Origin of the sequence: uncultured Bradyrhizobium sp., from assembly GCF_964252615.1 — a bacterium.
Lineage (GTDB): Bacteria > Pseudomonadota > Alphaproteobacteria > Rhizobiales > Xanthobacteraceae > Bradyrhizobium.
In genome coordinates this window covers 97,060-114,163 of the sequence record NZ_CAXUNQ010000010.1, presented here as the reverse complement: position 1 = coordinate 114,163, position 17,104 = coordinate 97,060, and the positions used below count along the sequence as shown (strand labels likewise).

Annotated in this window: 12 protein-coding genes; 8 read left to right on the top strand and 4 right to left on the bottom strand. The window is 62.0% G+C overall.

Annotated elements, in window-relative coordinates:
• The first annotated feature begins 184 nt into the window (after positions 1 to 184).
• The 4 genes from ACFE72_RS08635 to ACFE72_RS08620 all read left to right on the top strand — a co-directional run bounded on the left by ACFE72_RS08635 (position 185) and on the right by ACFE72_RS08620 (position 5,329).
• Positions 185 to 1,555 (top strand): sigma-54-dependent transcriptional regulator, encoded by a 1,371-nt coding sequence (locus ACFE72_RS08635; protein WP_375412663.1) that lies wholly within the window; start codon positions 185 to 187, stop codon positions 1,553 to 1,555.
• A gap of 555 nt (positions 1,556 to 2,110) precedes the next feature.
• Positions 2,111 to 2,359, top strand: a complete 249-nt coding sequence (gene hfq, locus ACFE72_RS08630; RefSeq protein ID WP_006020546.1) for an RNA chaperone Hfq — start codon at positions 2,111 to 2,113, stop codon at positions 2,357 to 2,359.
• Positions 2,360 to 2,382: 23 nt separating this feature from the next.
• Positions 2,383 to 3,762 carry a GTPase HflX gene (hflX, locus tag ACFE72_RS08625; RefSeq protein ID WP_375412662.1) on the top strand — a complete coding sequence of 460 codons (1,380 nt, stop codon included), beginning with the start codon at positions 2,383 to 2,385 and terminating at the stop codon, positions 3,760 to 3,762.
• Between the two features lie 130 nt (positions 3,763 to 3,892).
• On the top strand, positions 3,893 to 5,329 hold the full coding sequence (locus tag ACFE72_RS08620) for an NAD-dependent succinate-semialdehyde dehydrogenase (RefSeq protein ID WP_375412661.1): 1,437 nt from the start codon (positions 3,893 to 3,895) through the stop codon (positions 5,327 to 5,329).
• Between the two features lie 99 nt (positions 5,330 to 5,428).
• Here ACFE72_RS08620 and mazG read toward each other — a convergent pair whose 3' ends face one another.
• From mazG to nthA, 4 genes are read right to left on the bottom strand one after another with little or no spacing between them, the layout of a single operon-like run.
• Positions 5,429 to 6,244, bottom strand: coding sequence for a nucleoside triphosphate pyrophosphohydrolase (gene mazG / locus ACFE72_RS08615; protein ID WP_375412660.1), 816 nt, complete (start codon positions 6,242 to 6,244; stop codon positions 5,429 to 5,431).
• A gap of 22 nt (positions 6,245 to 6,266) precedes the next feature.
• Positions 6,267 to 6,644 carry a nitrile hydratase accessory protein gene (locus tag ACFE72_RS08610; protein WP_375412670.1) on the bottom strand — a complete coding sequence of 126 codons (378 nt, stop codon included), beginning with the start codon at positions 6,642 to 6,644 and terminating at the stop codon, positions 6,267 to 6,269.
• Positions 6,644 to 7,303 (bottom strand): nitrile hydratase subunit beta, encoded by a 660-nt coding sequence (gene nthB / locus ACFE72_RS08605; protein WP_375412659.1) that lies wholly within the window; start codon positions 7,301 to 7,303, stop codon positions 6,644 to 6,646. Before nthB ends, ACFE72_RS08610 begins: the two co-directional genes overlap by 1 nt.
• Positions 7,300 to 7,929 carry a nitrile hydratase subunit alpha gene (gene nthA, locus ACFE72_RS08600; RefSeq protein WP_375412658.1) on the bottom strand — a complete coding sequence of 210 codons (630 nt, stop codon included), beginning with the start codon at positions 7,927 to 7,929 and terminating at the stop codon, positions 7,300 to 7,302. The genes nthB and nthA overlap by 4 nt, the downstream gene beginning before the upstream one ends.
• Before the next feature lie 110 nt (positions 7,930 to 8,039).
• Between nthA and ACFE72_RS08595 the strand changes: the two genes are divergently transcribed.
• The 4 genes from ACFE72_RS08595 to ACFE72_RS08580 all read left to right on the top strand — a co-directional run bounded on the left by ACFE72_RS08595 (position 8,040) and on the right by ACFE72_RS08580 (position 16,934).
• Positions 8,040 to 8,843, top strand: coding sequence for an enoyl-CoA hydratase/isomerase family protein (locus ACFE72_RS08595; protein WP_375412657.1), 804 nt, complete (start codon positions 8,040 to 8,042; stop codon positions 8,841 to 8,843).
• Positions 8,844 to 9,104: 261 nt separating this feature from the next.
• On the top strand, positions 9,105 to 10,307 hold the full coding sequence (locus ACFE72_RS08590; protein ID WP_375412656.1) for a trypsin-like serine peptidase: 1,203 nt from the start codon (positions 9,105 to 9,107) through the stop codon (positions 10,305 to 10,307).
• Between the two features lie 89 nt (positions 10,308 to 10,396).
• Complete coding sequence (locus ACFE72_RS08585; protein ID WP_375412655.1) at positions 10,397 to 11,620, top strand: S8 family serine peptidase; 1,224 nt, start codon at positions 10,397 to 10,399, stop codon at positions 11,618 to 11,620.
• Between the two features lie 70 nt (positions 11,621 to 11,690).
• The gene (locus ACFE72_RS08580; protein WP_375412654.1) at positions 11,691 to 16,934 is read left to right on the top strand and encodes an AAA family ATPase; all 5,244 of its coding nucleotides are present in this window, start codon (positions 11,691 to 11,693) and stop codon (positions 16,932 to 16,934) included.
• Positions 16,935 to 17,104 lie beyond the last annotated feature (170 nt).

Below are 17,104 nucleotides of genomic sequence, written 5' to 3'. Positions count from 1 at the left end.
GGCGGGCGGGGGGCCTGGATGCGGCTGCGCTTTGCGATGTCCGGCAAGGCTCCGGCCGCCGATCTCAATCCGAACGGCAAGGCAACGGAAGTAAAAGATGAAACCGGAGGCCTTGCCGGTGCGACCAACGACGAAACAAGAAGCAAAGCCGCAACAGGCAGCTGACAGCACAGGGGGGTGACCCATGGCGAATGATATTCTGATTGTCGATGACGAAGCTGATATCCGCGATCTGGTTGCGGGGATTCTTGACGACGAGGGATTTACCACACGAACCGCGCGCGACAGCGATTCGGCGCTGGCCGAAATTTCCAACCGGCGCCCGCATCTTGTTTTCCTCGACATCTGGCTGCAGGGCAGCAAGCTCGACGGCCTGCAATTGCTTGAAGCGGTAAAACGCGACCACCCCGAACTCCCGGTGGTGATGATTTCCGGTCATGGCAACATCGAAACCGCGGTGGCGGCGATCAAGCGCGGCGCCTATGATTTCATTGAAAAGCCGTTCAAGTCCGACCGCCTTATCCTGGTGGCGACGCGAGCGCTGGAGACGTCGCGGCTAAAGCGTGAAGTGAAGGAATTAAAGCAGCTCGCGCCGGCGTCCAGCACGTTGATGGGCCGCTCTGCCTGCATGAACCAGCTTCGTCAGACCATCGACCGCGCCGCCAAGGCCAACAGCCGCATCATGATCGTCGGTCCGTCCGGCGCCGGCAAGGAACTGGCCGCACGCACGCTGCATCACGCATCACCACGCTCCGAAGGACCGTTCGTCGTCATCAATGCGGCCGCAATCACGCCGGAACGCATGGAAGTCGAATTATTCGGCATCGAGCAATCCAATGGCGAGCAGGCCCGCAAAGCCGGCGCGCTGGAAGAAGCCCACGGCGGCACGCTGTTCATCGACGAAGTCGCCGACATGCCGCGCGAAACCCAGAACAAGATCCTGCGCGTGCTGGTCGACCAGACCTTTCAGCGCTCCGGCGGCACTGCAAAAGTCCATGTCGATGTCCGTATCATCTCCTCCACGGCCCGCAATCTGGAAGAGGAAATCGCGGAAGGGCGATTCCGCGAGGATCTGTTTCATCGATTGAGTGTGGTGCCAATCCGGGTGCCGCCGCTGTCCGAGCGCCGCGAGGATATTCCCGAGCTGATCGGTTATTTCATGGACCAGATTTCCGCCACGACCGGCTTGCCGAAGCGCCAGATCGGAGAGGACGCGATGGCGGTGCTGCAATCGCATGTCTGGCCGGGAAACGTGCGCCAGCTCCGCAACAACGTCGAGCGCGTGATGATTCTCGCCGGCGGCGGACCCGAAGTGATCATCACCGCCGACATGCTGCCGCAGGACGTCGGTTCGATGGTCCCGGCGATGCCCACCAGCAATAACGGCGAACACATCATGGGCCTGCCGTTGCGCGAGGCGCGCGAGGTGTTCGAGCGCGACTACCTGATCGCCCAGATCAGCCGCTTTTCCGGAAACATCTCGCGTACCGCGGAATTCGTCGGCATGGAGCGCTCGGCGCTGCACCGCAAGCTGAAGGCGCTCGGAGTGGGGTAGTTCGTAGGGCGCAATAAGCGAAGCGCATTGCGCCCTACGCTCCCAAATGAGCTCGCCGAAGCTGGCCGCCGCCGAGACGTCGCCCAGCGAAAATCGGCTTCATCAGGCAGCAGCGTCCAAACGGCGCGGCGATAATTCGGCATGAGGCAACCATAACGCCGGTGGCGCAATGCGCGGTGCTTATTGCGCCCAACGAACTGATCGCCTCGATCAGCACTTTTCCGGCAGCATCTCGCGCACCGCGGAATTTGCCGGCATGGAGCGCTCGGCGCTGCACTTCGAGCTGAAGGCGCTCGGTGGGGTAATACCGCCCGGCTGGAGAAATCCCTGATGCAATCCTGCGAGAAATTCCTTCTCTTTCAAACATTTACCGGACATTGTGCCCTCCATTCGCAATAACTTTCGCGCGAACCCGCTTGCCTAAAAACCACGCCTGCCGTCTAATTGTGCCTGCCGGGCCCTCGGAGGGGGATCTCAGGGGAAGCCCGGCAGCCGGATAAGCTCCCAATAAGAGCCGAAATCGGTTCAATAAAAAAGAGATGCGGGATAAAAACAATGGCGGCAGACCGCGCACAAAATCTACAAGACACTTTCCTCAACCACGTTCGCAAGACCAAAACGCCATTGACGATCTTTCTGGTCAATGGAGTGAAACTGCAGGGCATTGTCACATGGTTCGACAATTTCTGTCTGCTGCTGCGGCGCGACGGTCATTCGCAACTTGTTTACAAGCATGCGATCTCGACCATCATGCCCGGCGCTCCGATCCAGTTGTTCGAAGGCGGCGAGGATGCTCCAGCTTGAGCGCATGCGTGAAAGACGTTTGATTGGAACCCCGAAATCTTGATGGGGATGCCGACCGTCCGCGGCCGGCGAGGGGCGAACAGACCGGGCGGGTGATCGTCATCGGTCCCTATTTGCGGATGCGCCGCGGCGACCCCGGCGCGCAAATGGATCCGCATGCCGTTCGCAATTCGGAAGCCCGGCTCGAGGAAGCGGAAGGTCTGGCGCGCGCGATCGATCTGACGATTGCGGATGCGATCATCGCCCCGATCAGCCAGGTCCGACCGGCAACATATCTCGGCAAGGGCAAGGTCGAAGAAATCGTCGGCCTCATCAGCGGTCAGGAAATCGAACTCGTGGTGATGGACTGCGCGCTGTCGCCCATCCAGCAGCGCAACCTGGAAAAGGCGTGGAATACCAAGGTTCTCGACCGCACCGGGCTGATCCTGGAAATCTTCGGCCGCCGCGCCAAAACCAGGGAAGGCGCGCTGCAAGTCGAATTGGCGCATCTCAATTATCAACGCAGCCGCCTGGTGCGGTCCTGGACCCATCTGGAACGGCAGCGCGGCGGTTTCGGGTTCATGGGCGGCCCCGGTGAAACCCAGATCGAAGCCGACCGCCGCCTGATCGGCGACCGCATCATCCGGCTCGAGAACGAAATCAAGAAGGTCCAGGCGACACGGCGGCTGCACCGTGCCGGGCGGCAGCGCGTGCCGTATCGCGTGGTGGCGCTGGTCGGCTACACCAATGCCGGAAAGTCGACGCTGTTCAACCGGCTGACTCGCGCAGAGGTTCAGGCTGCCGACATGCTGTTCGCCACGCTCGATCCGACGCTGCGGAGCTTGAGCCTGCCGCATGGCGGCAAGGCGATGTTGTCGGACACGGTCGGATTCATCTCCAATCTGCCGACCCAATTGGTCGCGGCGTTCCGCGCCACGCTTGAAGAGGTAATGGAGGCCGAAGTTATCCTCCATGTCCGCGACATCTCGCACGACGACGCGCAAGCGCAGCAACGCGACGTCGACGCGGTGCTGCGCCAGCTCGGCATCGACCCGGATGCGGGCGCGCGCATCCTGGAAGTCTGGAACAAGATCGATCGCTTCACACCGGAGCAGCGGGAGAACCTGACCAACATCGCCGCACGCCGCCCGCCGGAACGTCCGTGTTTTCTGGTTTCAGCGGAAACCGGCGAGGGCATCGATGCCCTGCTGGCCGCGATCGAACAGCGGCTCGCTGCGACCCGGATCACGCTGGACCTGTCGATCGATGCGTCCGACGGAGCCGGGATCAGCTGGCTGCACCGCAATTCGGAAGTGCTCAACAAGGAGCTCAACGACGGACGCTTCGCGATGACGGTGCGCGTCGATGAAACCAAGCGAGACATCGTGGTCAACCGGTTCGACGCGGTGCCGCACGCGCTGTGACACGGTGCATGGGTCCAGCCTTCGCGGCGACGACGCGCAGAACGGCTCTGCAAAGGAAACACTTGACCCGGATGCGCCCGGCACTATTCCATGCCGCCCAACCAAAGCGCAAAAAATCAGGGAGATTTTTGTGGCCTATTCCGACACCCAGTTATTCATCAACGGCACATGGCGTCCGAGCCAATCCGGCAACACCATCGACGTACTCAATCCGGCCACCGAGGAGACCATCGGCACTGTCGCGCACGCCGACCGTTCCGATCTCGACGAGGCGCTGGCGGCGGCTGCCGCGGGCTTCAAGGTCTGGCGCGCGGTGTCGGCGTTCGAGCGTTGCAAGATCATGCGCAAGGCCGCGGCAATCATGCGGGAGCGCAACGACGAAATCGCGCCGCTCCTGACCATGGAGCAGGGCAAGACGCTCGGCGAAGCCAAGATGGAAGCCATGGCGGCCGCCGACGTGATCGAATGGTTCGCCGAGGAAGCCAAGCGCGCCTATGGAAGGGTGATTCCGGCCCGCGGCCCCGGCATTTACCAGTTGGCGATCAAGGAGCCGGTCGGCCCGGTCGCGGCGTTCACGCCGTGGAATTTCCCGATCAACCAGGTGGTGCGAAAGCTCTCGGCGGCGCTGGCGTCGGGTTGCTCGATCATCGTCAAGGCGCCGGAAGAAACTCCGGCTTCCCCCGCGCAGTTGATCCGCGCCTTTGCCGATGCAGGCGTTCCCGCCGGCGTCATCAATCTGGTCTATGGCGTGCCATCCGAGATTTCCGAATATCTCATTCCGCACCCTGTTATTCGGAAGATATCGTTCACCGGATCCACGGTGGTGGGCAAGCAGCTTTCCGCACTTGCCGGCCTGCACATGAAGCGGGCCACCATGGAACTGGGCGGCCACGCGCCGGCCATCGTGTTCAATGATGCGGACGTGTCGGCGGCGGCGAAAATCCTGTCGGCGGCGAAATATCGCAATGCCGGACAGGTCTGCATTTCACCGACCCGGATGCTGGTGCAGGACGACGTGTTCAGAGAATTCGTCGACAAGTTCGTCGAGGGGGCAAAGACGATGAAGGTCGGCAACGGCATGGATGCCGACTCCAAGATGGGCTCGCTCGCCAACCCGCGCCGCGTCAACGCCATCGAGGGCATGGTGCAGGACGCCGTGGCGAAGGGCGCAAAGTTGGAGACCGGAGGGCATCGCGTCGGCAACAAGGGCTATTTCTACGAGCCGACGGTGGTCAGCGACGTACCGAAAGACGCCCGCGCCATGAACGAGGAGCCGTTCGGGCCGCTGGCCCTGATCTCGCGGTTTTCGACACTCGACGAGGTGACGGAAGAAGCCAACCGTCTGCCGTATGGGCTCGCATCCTACGCTTTCACTAGTTCGACCAAGACCGCAACCGCGATTGGAGCCGCGATCGAAAGCGGCATGGTATCGATCAACAGCTTTGGGCTGGCGTTACCCGAAGTGCCGTTCGGCGGCGTCAAGGATTCCGGCTATGGCTCCGAAGGCGGCACCGAGGCGATGGACGGCTATTTCAATACCAAGTTTATCACGCAAACGGGGGTGTAACGCTCACGCCGTCATTGCAAGGAGACGAAGCAATCCAGTTGTTTCCGCGTGCGCGGTTCCGGATTGCTTCGCTTTCCTTGCAATGACCGAATGACTTCGTCACTCCGTTCCCTTCGCCGCGTTCCACAGCGCATCCATTTCCTGCAGCGATGCGCCCTGCAGCGCGCGCCCCTGTGCCGCCAGCGCACGCTCGATGTAGGCGAACCTTCGCTCGAACTTGGCGTTGGTGCCGCGCAGCGCCATCTCTGGATCGGCTCCGACGTGCCGCGCGAGGTTGACCAGCGCGAACAGCAGATCCCCGGTCTCTTCCGCGAGTTCAGCCGCATCGCCGCGGTCGAGGGCAGCTTCAATCTCGTCCGCCTCCTCGCGGATCTTGTGCAGCACCGCGCGCGGATCGTTCCAGTCGAATCCGACGCTGGATGCTTTACGCTGCAATTCCGTCGCGCGCGCAAGCGCCGGCTGCCCGGCCTTGACGCTTGAGAGCAGCGACGTATGCGAGGCAGCGGATTCGGGCCAGCGCGCATGGCGCTCTGCTTTCTCCTCGGCCTTGATCCGATCCCATGCGCCCTTTACATCCGCAGGCGTCAGTCCTCCGCCGGAGTCGGCAAACACATGCGGATGCCGGCGGATCATCTTGCGCGTGATCGCTTCGACCACGTCGCCGAAAGAAAACGCATTCTGCTCTTCCGCCATCTGGGCGTGAAACACCACCTGCAGCAGGAGATCTCCGAGTTCGTCACGCAGGTCGTCGAGATCGCCGCGCGCGATGGCCTCGGCGACTTCGTAGGCTTCCTCGACGGTGTAGGGCGCGATGCTCGAAAAATTCTGTTCGAGGTCCCACGGGCAGCCGCTGCCGGACGTGCGCAGTTGCGCCATGATGTCGAGCAGCACCGAGATATCGCGGGAAGGGGTCATCGGGGCTCTTGGGGATGTGCCGTCAGCGGAAATCTTCCGGCTTCAATTCAATGGGCTGTCCGTGCGGCGTGCGGTCGGCAGCATGATCCCAGGCGTCGCGATAGCGATGCAGAGTATCCGGCGTCGCGATGCCCTTCGCTGCTATCAGCTTTTCCAGCGTGGCCAGCCAGTGCCGGTAATAGGTCTCGCCGGTATCCGGATCGCCGGATGCCTGCGCGCGCTTGATTTCGTCGGCCAACGAAGCTGCCCATTCATTCCAGGTGAACAGCCCCCGGGCATGCAGCGTGAGCGCCATCGCGAACGCCTGCGCCTCCCACGGTTCGCGAAACACCGCGCCCTCGGCGTCGCGGGGAATGCCTGGCACCAAGGCAGTTGCGGTTTCGGCCGCGGCGCGGTCCATCATGCCTGTTCCAGATATGGTTCGAATGCATCGATGGAAATTTTTGCGGTTGGGTCCGCATCCGGACCCCATAGCTCCACGGCGTCGAACACGACGGTGTAAAGCCATTGCGGATTCTCGCCGGCTTCGATGGCAGCGCTGTCGGGAAACACCTGGCAGCCATGATTGCGCTCGATCACGCCGAGATGCCCGCGCACATAGCGGGGCAGGCGGGTATGCGTCGCGGGATGGATATTCCTGGCGCGCACCCGGTCGCCGGCCTTGAATTTCGCCGGCGCAATTGCAGCGCGGCCGAACTTGCCGCGCGCCATCACGCGCTCGACGTCATCGAGCTTGAATGGTCCGCGTTTGAGGGGCTTTGCTGCCGCGCGTGCGTGGCCGCTCTTGACCTCGTCGGCCGCGACGTAGCCCTTTGCAATCAACATATCCTCGAGGCCAAGCAACCATTTTTCATAATAGGAACTGGCCAGATAGACCTGCGGCGGCAGCATCTCGCGGTAGAAACGCGACGTGTCGATGTTGAAGGCACCCTGCGCGCCCATTGCGCGCACCATGGCCATGACGCGGCCTTCCCATCCTGCGTGAAAAACCGGCTCGTTGGGCTCGGGTTCCACCTTGCCGAAGCCGTCCATGCCGCCCATGTCGTGCACGCCGTTCAAGACGCCGACCCCGGCGTTTTGGGGAATCCCGTGCCGATCATGGAGTCACGGGTGACCAGTTCGGCAAGCTGCTGCGCGCTCCAGCCTTCGGTGCCCGCGGGGCGCATCGGCAACACCAGAAACCGTGTCTCGGCGGTGGAATCCCACACCCGAATTTCCGTTTCCTTGGGCAGGTCGACGCCGAAATCCGCGAGCACGCCGCGAGGGTCCTTCACGGCCCTCGACCGGTAGGGCGCGGCCTTATACCAGACCGGCGGCAAGCCCAGCATTTCCCATGGATAGCACGAGCATAGCGTACACACGACGATGTTGTGACGCTCTGGCGTATTCTCGACAGCAACGAGATGATCGCCGACGCGGCTGACATGGCCGAGCGTGCTTACGGCCTTGGTGGCGTCTTCCAGCAATGCCTGCCTGAAGGCCGGCTCGGTCCAGGCCTTGGCGACGACCTGCGCGCCGTTGTGCGGACCGATCCTGGTTTCATAGGCCTGGATGATTGCATCGAGCGCGGCTGGATCGACATAGCCTTTTTCGGTGAGGATGGTTTCAAGCGCGCGCACGCGCAGCTCGGTTTCGGATAGTTCCGAATGCTCGTGATCGTCGTGATGATGGTCGTGGCTGGTCATGGCAACAGGATAGGGGAAAATAAGAGTATGTCGAGCCGCAGACTCTGCTAGCTTCCTTGCATGCCGCGCCGGGCTGGCGCATGGCATTTCGGCAACAGCAGGCCCGAGCGTTGACTGGTTTTGTAACCATCGAAAAAGGCCTCGGCCCGGAAGGCCGCATTGCGGTGGTGCGCTTCGATCGCGGCGATGGCATCAACGCGCTGTCGCCGGAAGCACTGCGGCAATTGACCGGCGCGGCGCGCAGTTTTGAGGACGACGGCAGCACCTCGGTCGTGGTGCTCACCGGGGCAAAAGCCTTCAGCGCCGGGTTCGACCTGAAGGATGCCGAGGGCCGGTCGCGCGCCACCATGGACCTCGGCGCGCTGCGCCGGCACCTGAAGCTCGGGCCGCGGCTGACGCGCGCCTGGCAGGATATGGAGCAGATCACCATCGGCGCCATTGAGGGGTTTTGCATTGGCGGCGGCGTGGCGCTGGCGGTGGCGCTGGATTTTCGTGTCATGGCGGACGATGCCCATATGCGTGTGCCCGAGATTGGCCTTGGCATGAACATGAGCTGGCAGAGTGTGCCGCGCATGCTGCATCTGATCGGCCCGGCCCGCACCAAGCAGGCGGTGATCCTGGCGGACCAGCGCATTTCGGCGGCAGAGGCTTATGAGTGGGGCCTGGTCGAACAGTTGGCCGAACCCGGCAAGGCGTTCGACGCCGCGATGGGGCTGGCGGCAAAGGTCGCCGTGCAGCCGCCGCTATCGGTGGCCATGACCAAGCTGACCGTCAACCGGCTGGCCTATGCGCTCGACGATCTCGCGGCTCACATGGACGTCGACCAGTTCGCGCTGGCGAGCCTGACCGAGGACCACAGCGAAGGCGTGGCCGCGTTCCTCGGCCGGCGCAAGCCGCGCTTCAGCGGCCGCTAAGCACGGGTTGCTGCCGGCGCCTTTTCCGGTGTTGGCCGAACTCTGCAGCGGCCAAATCCGGCTTGCCAAGCCTTACAACTTACGCGAGATTATCGACATTGATTTAGGCAGTTCGGCCGTTACACGCATTGATCAACGTCCTGGTGCCGATTCTTAAGTCGCCCATGTGAGGCGCCCGACAGCGCCGGGAAATCTCCGTCTTGATGACCGTGACGTGCTTCACGACCAGAACTGCTGCATCGACGCGATAAGGAAACGCAGATGGTCACTTCATCCCTGGATACGCGCGCACGACATATTCGCGGGATTCTCGCTCGGCGACCCCCTGCGGGATTCGACGATATCGGGCTCGAGTCCGTAGAGGAGACGCCCGCGGCGGGCGCCATGCACCCGGACGATGTACTTGCCCGGGTGGATGCGGTGCTCCAGGGAATGCCGGCCGATGAAAAGGGCGACGAGGAAAATTTCAGGAAGGCGTTGAAGACCCTTCTCGAAAGCGGCGAGCCGGCGCTGAAAAAATTGGTACAGCCTGGTGCAACCGGCATGACCGCTGACGACGTCGTCTCCCTGGAGGCAATTGTTGTTACCGATGGATCGCGGCCAAGCTTCCTGTTGCGCAACGGCGGAAATTTCGATCCCAACCATCCATTCCTGCTCGACTGGCGCGCCGACATGATCGCCTTCGCGCCGACGCTCAAGCAACTGGCGGCCGGCGTTGGCCGTGTCCAGCCCGCCAACGGGAATGCGTCGAACTTCATCGGCACGGGCGCGCTGGTGGATCGCGACAACGGATACGTGCTGACGAACTATCACGTCGTCGACGATGCGCGGACGCGTTTCGGTGTGGCCATGGAAGGCGACAGCAAGCTGCTTACCGTCACCGGAGATCTGTTCATCGACTTCGACGGTGAAACATCGACAGCGCAGCAGAATTGTTTTCGCGTGAAGGAAGTGCGATTGCCCGAAGGTTTTGGACGCGGCTTTGCGGGTCTCGATGCCGTGGTAATGCGTGTCGAGCCACTTAACCAGAGCGGCGGCGCCCTTCCTGCAAAGCCGATCCAGCTGAGCGCGGAGGCAGACTTCGCCAATGGTGCAAGCCCCACGCTGGTCACGATAGGGTTCCCCGGCGAGCCGGACACTGCCACGCCTCCCGGAGCGACGATCGACTGGACGTTCGTGATCAAGACATTGTTCGGCAACCGCTTCGGGGTGAAACGGGTTGCTCCGGGACGATTCATGGAAGGTCCAGGTGCCGTGACAGGAGATAATTTCGCGCGCGTGCTTTCCCATGACGCGACGACGTTTGGGGGCGCGTCGGGCTCACTCGTGTTTGCCTGGAAGGACGAGGGCGCTCCGGGGTTCGGCCTGCATTTCGCGGGCGCCACCCTGAGCGCGAACAATGCCGTTTCGCTGCACAAGGCGGCGGATGCGCTGCGAAATATTGGTGTGCCCATCGAGAATTGAGCGTGAACGGCGTCGTGCAGATCACGACGGCCGCCCCATTGTCCGGTTGGTGGCGTTTTGTCCTGTATCGGCCTTGAGGAGCGGATAGAATGAAATACCTCGTCCTCAGCAAGCGTCACGACACCGACGAAGACCCTTTCATGGAGCCGGTGTCGGCGGGAGGCGACCACGAACCGCAACTGCCGTTCACGGGCCGGTCGCAAGAACTGCGAGACCATGAAGCTGCGGACTTGCGTCGGAATCCGGAGATTGCCGATGTCGTCCCCTCGATGCCCTTCACACTCATCGAGCCCACAGGCGAGGCGGCCGATAGCGCCGCCGCGCAGACCTTGTGGGGCCTTGAAGCGATCGGCGCAACGACAAGTCATCGGGACGGCCATGGGGTAAAGGTAGCGATCCTCGACACCGGGATCGACTCGTCGCACCCGGCATTCGCCGGTCTTAGGCTCGAAGACAATCTGATGGACTTCACTGTAAACGAGAAGGGTGTAGCCGGCTCCGCCCCCGACACCCACGGACACGGCACCCATGTGGCCGGAACATTGTTCGGGCGTCCAGTGGATGGCAGGCGTATTGGCGTCGCACCGGGAGTGACGGACGTCCTCATCGGCAAGGTTCTGGGTCCGCAAGGCGGGACCACGGAAGCGCTGTTCGAGGCGATCGACTGGGCCTTACGAGAGCGGGCTGACGTTATTTCGATGTCGTTGTCGCTGAACTTCAAGCGCGCCGTCGATCGGTACATGCAGCAGGAAGGCTATCCTCAGGATATTGCTACATTCCGCGCGCTAGACGACTATCGCACAAACATCAGGCTTTTCGACCGGCTGGCGGCGCTGGTGGCGACACGTGTCGCGCAGGGGCGCGGGGCCTTGCTGGTGGCGGCCTCCGGCAATCAAAGCCGCCGCCACGAGGATCCGCGTCTGACGGTGCCGGTCGCAAACCCCGGCGCGGGGGACGGCTTCATTTCGGTTGGAGCGGTTTCGTCGGGGCAGAAACGGGATGCGCCTTTTGCCGTGGCTAGGTTTTCGAACACCGGCTGCGTTCTGGCGGCCCCGGGCGTCGCGATTTTGTCCGCCAAGCTTGGCGGAGGCCTTAAGCCGGACAGCGGCACCAGCATGGCGACCCCGCACGTAGCCGGAGTGATTGCCCTATGGACGCAAGAGCGATTTCCGGAAGGCAAACGGCCGAAGGGGTGGGCCAAAGTCGTGCAGCAGGCCGTCGAGCGCCACGTCAGCCCGACTCCCGGTCAAACGTGGCAGGACGTCGGCATGGGCGTCGTGCGCGCGCCCCAACGAGAGAAGGACCCGGGTTGACGGTCGTAGTTTCCTGCCAGAGGCTTGGCATCCTTGTTGGACCCGATGCGTCCCGTGCCGGAGCGACCGGATGACCGAGCGCATGGGTGTTTGCGCCATCATCCCGGCCGGTCAGAATGGCCTGCAACCGCGGGTCTTCGGCATGGGCGTCGTTGTGAGTGGGCGCGAGATCGTAACCTGTGCCCATGTCGTTCGGGACGTTCTTGGGCTCGGCACCTCGGAGTCTGCGGCCGGCGCAACCGTGTCGGTCTGCTTTCCATTCTCCGATAATCAGGCGTGCTGCACTGGAACGGTCGACGGCAACCGGTGGTTTCCAAAGATCCGTGCGACGACCGTAAAACCATCGGACGTCGCGGTGATTGTTCTCGGTGCTGATCAGGAAGTACCCGCAGATGTCGAGGCCGCCACCCTGCGGCGGCACAATCTCACGCAACCTGGAGAAACCGGTCCCAGGGCTTATGGCTTTCGTTCCAGGCTGGACGGCAACGCATGGCGGAGTCACCCGAGGGGCGAATATGCCGTCGGCAAGATCGTCGGCTCGCTGCCGGGCGGATACGGCCAGTTTGACGGCAGCGTCCTGGCAGGCGCTGTCGTCGAAAAAGGGTACAGCGGGTCCGGCGTTTACGACCCGATCCAGGATGCGATCGTCGGGATCACGGCCGAAGCGAGCAGGGATCCCGACCGTAGGGTCGCAAACTTTATCGACGCCGCGTCGCTATGCACGGCGCTCGGCATTCCCGTTACCACACTGGACTACCGGGTGCAGGCGACCCTCGTCGACCAGCTTCGGAACAACTTTGTCGGACGCGTCAAGTCCATTGCCGAGATTGAAGCCTGGTTGCAGCAGGCCGACGCTTCCGCCCATCTCGTGATCGAGGCGCCGGCCGGCTATGGCAAGAGCGCTTTGATGGCCAAACTCTTGGAGCGCCATCAGGATTGGGTCTACCACTTCGTGCGGGAGGAGGATCAGCAGCACACCGCAACATCCATGCTGCAGAGTCTATGCGCGCAATTAGCCGGTCACCCGGGACCGAGGCGCTCTTATGCCGGGTTGCCGCTGGCCGATCTGAAAGATGAATTTTTCCGTCTGCAGGTAAGCGCGGCGCAGCGCATCCAGCCCGGCCGCAAGCTCGTGATTGCTATCGACGGCCTCGATGAATCGGCCGGCGAGGGGAGCCAGAAGCTGATTCAGCCCGAATTATTTCGCCGTGCTCATCCCGCTTGCCGCTACCTAATCTCGTTCCGTCAGGGTTCGATCATGCCCACGGTCGAGCTCGGCCTGACGCAACCCAAAACCGTCAAGCTGGAGGGGCTGGCGTCCGAGGACGTTTCCGAACTCTTCAGGCTGCTCGCAAGAACCGATCTCGCCTGTGAAAAGACGCTCCTCGAAGATCTTATCGCCAAGACCAACGGCGAACCGTTCTACCTTCGCTTCCTGGTCGAAGAACTGGCGAGCAAGCCGGGCCCAGTTACCATTCCCGACGATTTGCCGGCAGACTCTCAGGATTACATCGGTCGCCAGGTCAACGGCTTGCAAGGTCAGAAGCTACTTTCCCTCATTCCTGCGGCGCTGCATGCGCAGGCAATCGTTGCGGCGGAAATCGCCTCTGCTATTCTTCGCGTTCTGGTCATCGCTCAGGACTGGCTTTCGCGCCAGCAGTTGAGGTCGATCCTGCAGGGCGTAAATGGCGCCAATCCGATTCTGCTGGGCGCGCTTATCTCGGCGATACGCCGATATTTCATCACCGAACGGCCCAAGAACCCAACCGATGAACTCAACGAGCGCTATCTGATTTCCCCGCTGCGATTGCGCGACGGCATCCGCAAGGCGTTTGCCGTTGACGAACTGCACGAGGCCGAAATGTGGTTGCTGGACTACTGCCGCAACTGGCGGGCAAACCAGGCGCCGTATGCCTTCAACTACCTTTCCTATCACCTGGCAACCCTTGAGGCTTATGACGAGTTGATCGCGACGATCGACCACGATTTTCTGCATGCAAAGACTCTGGCGCCGGCTGGCCGGCAAGGCGTTCTGACGGACGTCGGCCGGGCATTGGGGATGGCCCTTAGCCGCAACGACGCGCCGAAAGTCGTCCGCATGTTGCTGGTTACGGCGCAGGTGAGGAATGCGATCGAACAGGAGGCCCTCAATGGCGGCATCGCGATGATCGCGGCGCGAAAGCTGTTCGAACTTGCAATCAGCCGTGCGACGTCCGTCAGCAATCAGGAGGTAAGATTTGGGCAGCTTCTTCTGGTTGCTGAAGCAGCCCTGCAGAATGGCGACAGCATCGGGTTGAGCGCCCTCGACCGGGCGTTGCTGCTCGAGATCCGCGCGCGGCAATCCGTGCGCGATGGCGCTGCCGCGCTTATCGACATGCTGCTCGTTCGCTATCGCGACCCTGACCGAGCCCTCGCCTTGGCCGCCAAGGTCGGGGCGGAGGCGAAGGACCATTTGCAGCGAGCCGCGTGGGAATTGATGGATCGCGACAGCACGTTTGCCCTCTCGCTCGCCGACCGCATCGACGACAAGTACACCCGCTTCGACACGCTGGTCGAAGCTGCCAAAACCGTGGGTGCCACCCAGCCCGAGTTTGCCCGGCGCCTGATCGATAAGGCCATCAACCGGAGTCGCGGCGCTGAGTACTACGGAACTGTGATCGCGGTCAGTCCCCTGCTGCGTCAGATCGATCCGGAGGCCGGCCTGGGGATGATCGAGGAGGTCATGGCCGCCGCGCAGACCGCTTTCGACAAGGACGCCTCCAACCGCGGCGCGGGGCAGGCGCTGAACCAAGCGACGGCAGAACTCGCGCATTATGATTTGCAGAAAGCCCTGGACGTCGCGCTCACCCGCTGCCCCGAAATCGTCGATTCATCGCACACCAAGGTCACGACCCTATCAGGTATTTTGACACTTGCCTTGGAACACCGGATCCAACTCGATTTGACGACCCTGCCTATGGCGCTGCCCGTGCCCGTACCGATTTCCCCGCTGATCTTGGACGATTATGCCGCGGCGTTGGCCGTACATTATATCCGCAGTGGCAATGCCGGGACGGCCGGACAACTAACCAGCCAAATCAAGAACGATGCCGCAACCGCGGCAATCGCGATGTGGTCCTGTACCGACAAGGATTGCGACTCCGCCGCCGTCTCACGGCTGCTCGACCGCGGCGAGTTCACCGCACACGGTCTTGCCCTTTTCAGGAGGGGATTGCGCCAGTTGTTCGCGGCCAAGCCAGATCAGTCGCTCCAGGCTCTCTCGTCGATAGCTGAGCCGAAAAAACGTTTTGAGGCATGCAATGCCGTTCTCGACCTCAAGCCGGAATATCGATCCGAACTCGTCACAATCATGACCGCCGCGGTCGACCACATCCGCGATCCGGGCGAGCGGTTTGAATATTCGTTGACCTTGGCCGGCATGCAAGCGGGATCGGGTTTTCCGATCCCCGATCTGCTGCAACGGTCGGTCGATGCAGTCGTGCCTGGCTGCGGCATCGCCGCGAACCCCTCCGCGGTGCGAACCCTTGCACGGCTAGCGCGAAAATGCGATTGCCCGGGCCTTGCGTCAGAAGCCGTTCGGCGGACGCTCGACGTTCTGGAGCGTCGCGACCAGGGACGCGTTCCGGGCGACCCGGCCCGGCATATTGCCAACATTGTAGCCGACGAAGCGATCGATCTCGACGACAAGGACGTGTCGCGTCTCTTTGCGGCCGTCGCCGACCCCTACGCGCGAGGCAGGGTCGTGGCAAACCTTCCGCGTGGAACCGAACACGCCTGGGCGCAGCTTGGTGCATCGCCATTGCCGCTGGACGAATTCCATATCACGATCGCGGCCGCTGCTATACACATCGGCGATATCGCCTCGGCGCGGCAGTTCGTCGGCCGGGCCGGTTCTCCGGCGATGAATGCAGAGATCCTGCTCGATATCGGACGGGCCAAGGTTGATGCAGCCGTCGCGAAAAGTGCGCTGGTCGAATGCATCGAGACCGCGGTCCAGGCCCAGCTAGCACGGCTCAAACACTTCGCGCAGGAAGACCTTCCGGAGGACGCCGATGACGACGAGGTCGAGGATTCATACGACCGTTTGGTATACGAAGCCGCGGTCGCGCTCAGCCGGATCGACCCCGCAGTCGCTCTGCAATATCTGGACGGGCTCTCCCCGTGGCGAAAGGGTCAGGCGCTTGGAACGATTGCAGAAAACCTGGCGCACGATCCAGCCCAGGCGGAGAACGCGTTGGGCGAAGCCTTGCAGATTGCCATGAACGAAGGGCAGCCGGTCAATCGCTTCGGGGCGATCGCCAACGTTGCCGGATACGCCGAGAAGGTGTCGCCGGATTTCGCTGCCGTCTGCCGAAGCCGCGCATTGGATATTCTGCCCGACCTTGATCCGGCGGAGCGGGCCGATGCCGTTCTGTTCCTGCTTCGTCTCGACAAATCCTGGTTATCCGGCGATGAGCTCTTTGCCATGCTGGAAGCGGCTCTAGGCAAGGTCGCATGGAATATTCCTGATCGCAGGCGAATTTTCCAGACTGCGACAGAGATCCGCGATAAAAAAACCGCTTGTCGTGCATGGACGGCAATTATTACGGCCTTGATGCAAGCCGATCGTTACATCTCGAACGATGCCGAGATCGCCCAGGCTGCATTCGAACTGGCCAAGTGCGGCGGAAAAGACGATGCCGCGCAGGTGCTGGCATTTTTGCGCGAACGTACGGAGGACAAAGCGGGACATTTGGAAGCCCGTACTTATCTCGTCCTGCTCGCGCATGTGCTGGAGGACAGCGCGGCTTTAAAATCGCTGCAGCAGCTGTTTGATGACATCGGTTCGGAACTTGAGCGGGAGCAGGGCTGGCATTATTCAATCGACCGATTGCTGAAAATACTGTTCGCGAATGTTTCCTGGCTCATGAAAGACGACCAGATATGGAAGAAAGGAATCGACCTCTGCGGTGCCCTTGCCGACGTCGGGGATCGCACTTCGGCGCTGTATGAGATTATCGTTGCCGCACTGGAGCAGGGCAAGCCAGCGCTGGCCGTTTCCCTGTTGGAACGGCTTCCGGTCGCGGCATATCTCACGGAAGCGGTTACCTGCGCCGCTGTATATTTGCCTATCGAGACCGAAGGCGATCCGACCGCGGTCATTAGCGTTTGGCGCGCCGTTTTTGATGTAGCGCAGCAGAGCGCTGAGGGCACCTTGGCTTGTGCAGCAAGATGGGCCGCGCACTACGTTGCGTGCGCTGGAACGGCGGATGCCGCAACTGCAACCGCAACCCTGTTGGCGGAGATCGAATTCGTCAAGCGTCAGGCCGCGTGAGCGGTGCGGCTCTGCAATGGACTGCACTCGGTCCTTTGGTGGCTTCAGGAGCTATGGCTGCCAAACGCTTTGACCGAGTATCGTCACCAGATAGCAAGTCGGAATTTATCAGCATTTGATTGCCATCGCCCAATTGACACGCTGTAGTTGTGAATGTAAGCTGCATCCAT

What these genes read in the sequence shown, in the direction of transcription:
- ACFE72_RS08635 (WP_375412663.1), top strand. Translation starts at nt 185, where the DNA reads ATGGCGAATGATATTCTGATTGTCGATGACGAAGCTGATATCCGCGAT.
- hfq (WP_006020546.1), top strand. Translation starts at nt 2,111, where the DNA reads ATGGCGGCAGACCGCGCACAAAATCTACAAGACACTTTCCTCAACCAC.
- mazG (WP_375412660.1), bottom strand. Translation starts at nt 6,244, where the DNA reads ATGACCCCTTCCCGCGATATCTCGGTGCTGCTCGACATCATGGCGCAA.
- ACFE72_RS08610 (WP_375412670.1), bottom strand. Translation starts at nt 6,644, where the DNA reads ATGGACCGCGCCGCGGCCGAAACCGCAACTGCCTTGGTGCCAGGCATT.
- nthA (WP_375412658.1), bottom strand. Translation starts at nt 7,929, where the DNA reads ATGACCAGCCACGACCATCATCACGACGATCACGAGCATTCGGAACTA.
- ACFE72_RS08590 (WP_375412656.1), top strand. Translation starts at nt 9,105, where the DNA reads ATGGTCACTTCATCCCTGGATACGCGCGCACGACATATTCGCGGGATT.
- ACFE72_RS08585 (WP_375412655.1), top strand. Translation starts at nt 10,397, where the DNA reads ATGAAATACCTCGTCCTCAGCAAGCGTCACGACACCGACGAAGACCCT.
- ACFE72_RS08580 (WP_375412654.1), top strand. Translation starts at nt 11,691, where the DNA reads ATGACCGAGCGCATGGGTGTTTGCGCCATCATCCCGGCCGGTCAGAAT.